We start from the raw sequence: 6,013 nt of genomic DNA on the forward strand, positions 1-6,013 counted from the left end.
CCGCCAGGCTCTCGGGCTCAGGCAGTGCGCTCCATCCGGCGCAGGGCCGCATCGAAGGCCTGCAATGCGTTCGCCTCTCCCTCAGGCAGGATTGCCTCGATCCGCGGACGAATCGCCCCTGATGGTTGCGGCAGGTTCTCGATCTTGCCGACACCATCCACCTGGTTCAGTTGCTGCCAGCCCCGGTCGGTATGGACCAGCCCCTTGAGACGTTCGCCGGAAAACTTGGCGACCAGTTGCCGCAAGGCGGCATGGTCCAGGCTCCTGTCCACGGGAAGCCACCAGCTGCGCCCGATATAGCCTTCGCCGCGGGTATCGATGGTTACCCAGTCGCCCGCTTTCGGGTCAGGCGAATGCTCGTGCTTGTGCTCATGGTCGTGGTCATGGGCCCCGACTGCCTGTGTCTGCAGAAACTCGCGGGCCTCGGGAAAAAGGGCACCGCCACGATCCAGGCGCGGGCGATCGAGCCACTCCCGCTCCATCCTGCCCCCGGCGGTCTCGACCGCGTGCGGGCGGGGGCTCGGCATGCCGGCCACAAAGTCGTGGAGGGCCTCGCGGTCCGCCTCTGTATACAGGTCGAGCTTGTTCGCGACCAGGATGTCGGCCAGCGCGATCTGATCCCGCCAGTTCGGGTGTTCCCGGTGCCGCAGTGACCCCAGGTGACGAGCGTCCATCAGGGTCACCGTCGCCCGCAGGTCCAGCACGCCGGCATAGGGGGGTTCGGTCAGGGTGCGGATGATCTGCGCCGGATGCCCGAGACCGGTGGGCTCGATCAGGATGCGGTCCGGCTGCTGTGCGCGGATCAGCCGGTTCAGCCCGACGGTGAACATCTGGGCCGACACGCAGCACAGACAGCCGCCGGGGATCTCCTCCAGCGCCACGCCGGTGTCGGCCAGCAGGCCGCCGTCAACGCCGATCTCCCCGAACTCGTTGACCAGGACGGCCCAGTGTGCGCCTTCGGGGCGCTGCCCCAGGAGATATCGGATGGCGGTCGTCTTGCCGACTCCGAGAAAGCCGGTGATCAGATTCACGGGGATGTCCTGATGCAGGGGCATTTGCGTATCCGTGTTTCGTGGGCCAGTGCAAACGGCGAAGATCACAGACTATCGGAAACATGTTTCTTTTCCGATTGATTTTCCGTATGCTGCATTGCATCGAACGCTCCGCCCGTCAGCGTCCGTTCATCCGATCTCACCGATCCCCCGGATTCCGTCTGCCTCGATGGGCGCCGCTCCCCCAGTGGAACGGCTGGGTGACGTTGGAGTTGTTCATGTCTTTCGTTTCCAAGTTTGCCGGCCTCGGGCTGGTCGATCCCCTGTTGCGTGCGCTCGCCGATGCCGGCTACGACGCGCCCACTCCCATCCAGTCCCAGGCCATTCCCGAGGTCCTGAACGGCCGTGACCTGCTGGCCGCTGCCCAGACCGGCACCGGCAAGACCGCGGGCTTCGTCCTGCCCATCCTGCAGCTGCTGTCGTCACGCCCGGCGAACAGGCCCGGCACCGGTCGCCCGCGTTGCCTGGTGCTCACCCCGACCCGCGAACTCGCGGCGCAGGTGCATGCCTCGGTGCTGAGCTACGGCCGGTACCTGGACCTGCCCTCCACCGTCATCTTCGGCGGCGTGAACATCAATCCGCAGACCCAGGCGCTGCGGGGCCGCATGGACATCGTCGTCGCCACGCCGGGCCGGCTGCTGGATCACGTGGGCCAGAGGAATGTCGACCTCTCCGGGGTCGAGATCCTGGTCCTCGACGAAGCTGACCGCATGCTGGACATGGGCTTCATCCACGACATCCGGCGGATCCTCAAGCTTCTGCCGGCGAAGCGCCAGAATCTTCTGTTCTCGGCGACCTTCTCCGACCAGATCCGCCGCCTGTCCGCGGGTATTCTCAGCAATCCGGTGAGCGTCGAAGTGGCCGCACGGAACACCGCCTCCGAGCTGGTGGAACAGACCGTGCACCTGGTGGAGAGCCACCAGAAACGGGATCTCCTCAGCCACCTGATCCGAAAGCACCGCTGGGAACAGGTGCTGGTGTTCACCCGCACCAAGCACGGGGCCAACCGGCTGGCGGACAAGCTCTCCAGCGACGGCATTTCCGCCGCCGCAATCCACGGCAACAAGAGCCAGGCGGCGCGCACGAAGGCACTGGACCAGTTCAAGACCCGCCGTATCGGCGTGCTGGTCGCGACCGACATCGCTGCCCGCGGCCTGGACATCGGCCAGTTGCCGCAGGTGGTGAACTTCGAGTTGCCCAACGTGCCCGAGGACTACGTGCATCGGATCGGCCGCACGGGCCGCGCGGGCAGCACCGGCTCTGCACTGTCGCTGGTCGATGCCGAGGAGATGAAGCTGCTGTCTGGCATCGAGCGGCTGATCCGCCGCCCGATCGAGCGCGTCCAGACCGAGGGCTTCGAGGCGCCCCGGCCCGGCGCGGCGCCCTCCGGCAAGCCTCCTCCCCAGGCGCCGTCGCGGGCATCCCGCTTCGACAGGCGTCCCGCTGGTTCGGGTGACCGCCGTCCCGGCCCGAGGAATGGCCGCGGCGGCGGCCGCCCTCGCGGCGGCCGATCGTGATGGCCGGGGCGGGCGGCGTACGCCCGTCCCTTGTCTGGCACCACGGAGATCGCGACGCGAGCGGGTGAACGCACCCGCTCGGGATGCCCCGCCTACCCCGCCCCGATTTGCGCCCCGAATTGAAGGCGGAAAGGCGTGGAGACCGCGCACATTAATCTTTGTGCATATTGCCAAGAGAATCTCGATCTGCGCTAATTGACATACCGTGAAGACAACCTGACTCCTTGTTCGCGATCATTTCCGGATCGTCATGGCGGTTTCCGACAGGGCTGCACCAAGGATGCTGCGGTTTCATTGAGCACGGTCCTTCACGACTACCGTTCCAGGCTGCGCGCCGCCATGTCCAGTGTCAGTCGCCAGAGGCACCGGCCGATGGCGGCGTCCCGAACAATGTCCACGAAAGCTGAAGGCTAGTGCCACCCGCGCAAGGGGGGATCATGGACGCACTTCCAAGTCTTCCTCGGGTGCTGGTACGCATACTCGATGTGCTGCAGGACGAAGGCGCCGACCCGGGGACCCTCAGTAACGTCATTCTTCAGGATGTCGGCCTGACGGGCCGCGTCATTGCGGCCGCTCGCTCGGAGCCCGGCAAGCCCAGGCGCTTCGAGTCCGTCGAACACGCCGTCCGGGCCCTGGGGCAGCCAACCGTGAAGGCCGTGGTCATCACGGCAGCCATGCAGCAGGTTTTCGAACAGTTCAGCCCCCGCCGCCAGGGCTTCCTCAACCGGCTCTGGCGGACGGCACTGACCACAGCCAGCCTCGGAAAGGCCCTGGCGATCCTCACGGGTTACCCACGCCCCCACGAAGCCTACCTTGCCGGGTTGTTCGCCGATGTGGGACGCCTGGTCCGTCTCACCGCGGTCGAGTCAGAATACGATCGTCTGCTCGCCGGAGTGCCCGAGGAACCCGATACCTGTCCAACCGATACCGCGACGCCGGCCGGGCCGAGACACGTCGCCGCTGCCGTCGCACTGATGGAAGGCTGGGAACTGGATCCATTCCTGGTTGATGCCGTTCGTTACCATCTGGAGCCGGCGCGCAGGATCCGTGACGCGCATCACCTGGTGAAGCTGACCAACCTCGCCTACGCCATGGCGACCAGCGATCCCGTCTCCGACCGGACTCTGGAGACGGCCGATCTGCTGTTCGGACTCAACGAGGGACTGACCCGCGAGTTGCACCGCCAGGCCCGGGACGAGATCGCCCACCTTGCGGCCGTCCTGCACATCGACAAATGCGAGGGCGGCGGCGGAGCGGACATCGACGACGATCGACGCATGCTGGGCGAACGGCTCCAGGATCTGGAGCAACTCGAACACGTGAAAGAGGAATTTGCCCCGGTTGGGCCGCAGCGACAACACTCCACCGTGCAGAGGGTCGTGTTTCTCACGCTTGGAGTGGAGACGTCCCTGCTGTTCCTGATCGACGAGGATGCAGCCTATCTCCGTGCCTGGACCGGTGAGGCAGAAGAGCCCGCCTTCGTTTTGCGGCTGGAGCGGGGGCGAAGTCTCGTGACCGATGCCCTGCTGAACCGCCACCCGATTTCCGTGACCGCAGCAGAACGACCGGGGCTCTCGGTCATCGACCAGCAGATCTTCGGCCTCTGTTCGGCAGAGACACTCTGGATCCAGCCATTGACCAGTCACGAGAAGAACCTCGGGGTGCTGGTTCTCGGTCTTGCACCCGGACAGCTTTCACGAATCGAAAAGAGGGCTGCGTTCGTGCAGGCCCTGGGGATGCAGATCGTCAGAGCGGTGGCCGAACAGGATGCACCGGCGGGTTTTGCCGAGACGAAGGATACGGAACAGCACGTCCGGGAAATGGTTCACGAGGCCGGCAATCCCCTGGGCATCATCCAGAACTACCTTGCGATGCTCGGGCTCAAGCTGGGCGAACACCATGACGCGCAACACGAAATCGGGATCATCAGGGAAGAGATCGAAAGGGTCGGCCGGATCCTGATGCGCATGCGCGAGGGTCCCGAGGCTTCGCGGAGGGGTCCCGAGTCGCTCAACGAGGTGGTCGGCCGGGTCACCGACGTCTTCGCGGCCTCGATCGGTGTGACCCGAAATCTCGCCATCGAGGTGGAACTATCCCCTGACCTTCCACCGACGAACCACCCCTCCGATCACATTCGCCAGATTCTCACAAATCTGTTGAAGAACGCTTCCGAAGCCATTAAAAATGGTGGTCGGATCCGTGTCGCAACCAGAGACCCGGTGAACGTGAACGGTCATCGCTATACCGAGTTGACCGTCGAGGACAACGGACCGGGGCTCCCACCCGAGGTCATGGAAAAACTCTTCTCCCCCGTGGAATCGACCAAGGGCCTGGAGCATCAGGGCCTGGGTTTGAACATCGTGAAGCGCCTGGTGGATGACATGGATGCCATCATTCTGTGCAGCAGCAGTCCATCCGGAACACGCTTTCAGTTGCTTCTCCCCCATTCCCCGGGAATGCGCGCAACCGACTCCTGAGATCCAGGGTCAACCCCTCGGAGCATTGCGGTGTCGGACGTCGGAGACGCCCGGCCTCGCCGCGCCGGTCACGTTGCTCGCGGCGATCATACCGTTCAGAGACCCGGGGCTGGCAGAGGACAGTGACCGCCCTCGGCCTGTCGCGGAAGCGGCACCGGAGAAATGGACAGCCAGGCGCCGCCAGACGACCGCGCCACTGTGCTGATTCGGGCCACTGATGCCAGTGCACGGGGGCTGATCCTGCATATTGCGGATTGATGCGAGAGTGCTCTGCCGGCCGACCACACGCCAGACAACAAGCGCGCGGCCGGACCGGCATTGCGGCCGCCGGGATTAACGGTCGCCGGATGCGCCCTCCGGCGACTCTGATCCCATGGAACCTTCGCCGTCGGGTGGCTCAGGCATGTCGCCCTCCCGCGGCCGGGGAGTCCCCATACCGCCCTCGCCCTCCGCAGGCGGATTCCGCATACCACCCTCTGGCGGTGGAGCTTCCTCCGTCGGAGGGAGCCAGTCCTGTTGCTGCTGTTCCATCCCGGGTTCATCAGCCGGTTGGGGTGGCTCTTCCATTTCCGCGCAACCAACGAGCACGGCGAGCGGTGCTGCGGCGAGCAGAACCAGTGTCTTCTTCATGTATCGCATTTTGAAACTCCTGTTGGGACCAGACCAGACCCGGCCAGCAGCGGCGTCACGAAGCGCGCCGAGGCCATTGCCGGGCAGGCGTCGGGAATGTCTGATGCTTTGCTGAGAGCCCGGGCGTCCCTGGGCGCTTCCAGGCGGCACACGGCCCACATGGCAAGATCAAGGCCTCGCCGGGGGGGCGCCGGGCCTGTCATTCGGACCAGGGGTACCCAGGCCCTCTCGCGGCGGGACATTCATGCCGTCGTCCCCCGGCATGTCCGTTCCCCGCCCCGCCGGCGGCGCACCCATGCCACCCTCCCGTGGCGGCATACCCATGCCACGCTCGGAT

Annotated in this window: 3 protein-coding genes; 2 read left to right on the plus strand and 1 reads right to left on the minus strand. The window is 65.5% G+C overall.

The annotated features are described in order from the left end of the window. Nucleotides 1-17 precede the first annotated feature (17 nt). Nucleotides 18-1,055: a CobW family GTP-binding protein gene (locus ACESMN_RS04930; RefSeq protein WP_373052482.1), complete on the minus strand. Its 1,038-nt coding sequence runs from the start codon at nucleotides 1,053-1,055 to the stop codon at nucleotides 18-20. Between the two features lie 215 nt (nucleotides 1,056-1,270). On the opposite strand from ACESMN_RS04930, the gene ACESMN_RS04935 reads away from it, so the two are divergent. Together ACESMN_RS04935 and ACESMN_RS04940 are read left to right on the plus strand one after the other, a co-directional pair. Then, nucleotides 1,271-2,569, plus strand: a complete 1,299-nt coding sequence (locus ACESMN_RS04935; protein WP_373052483.1) for a DEAD/DEAH box helicase — start codon at nucleotides 1,271-1,273, stop codon at nucleotides 2,567-2,569. A gap of 437 nt (nucleotides 2,570-3,006) precedes the next feature. Beyond that, nucleotides 3,007-5,046: an HDOD domain-containing protein gene (locus ACESMN_RS04940; RefSeq protein ID WP_373052484.1), complete on the plus strand. Its 2,040-nt coding sequence runs from the start codon at nucleotides 3,007-3,009 to the stop codon at nucleotides 5,044-5,046. Nucleotides 5,047-6,013 lie beyond the last annotated feature (967 nt).

Source organism: Thioalkalivibrio sp., from assembly GCF_041690275.1.
Taxonomy (GTDB): domain Bacteria; phylum Pseudomonadota; class Gammaproteobacteria; order Ectothiorhodospirales; family Ectothiorhodospiraceae; genus Thioalkalivibrio.

What these genes read in the sequence shown, in the direction of transcription:
- ACESMN_RS04930 (WP_373052482.1), bottom strand. Translation starts at nt 1,055, where the DNA reads ATGCCCCTGCATCAGGACATCCCCGTGAATCTGATCACCGGCTTTCTC.
- ACESMN_RS04935 (WP_373052483.1), top strand. Translation starts at nt 1,271, where the DNA reads ATGTCTTTCGTTTCCAAGTTTGCCGGCCTCGGGCTGGTCGATCCCCTG.
- ACESMN_RS04940 (WP_373052484.1), top strand. Translation starts at nt 3,007, where the DNA reads ATGGACGCACTTCCAAGTCTTCCTCGGGTGCTGGTACGCATACTCGAT.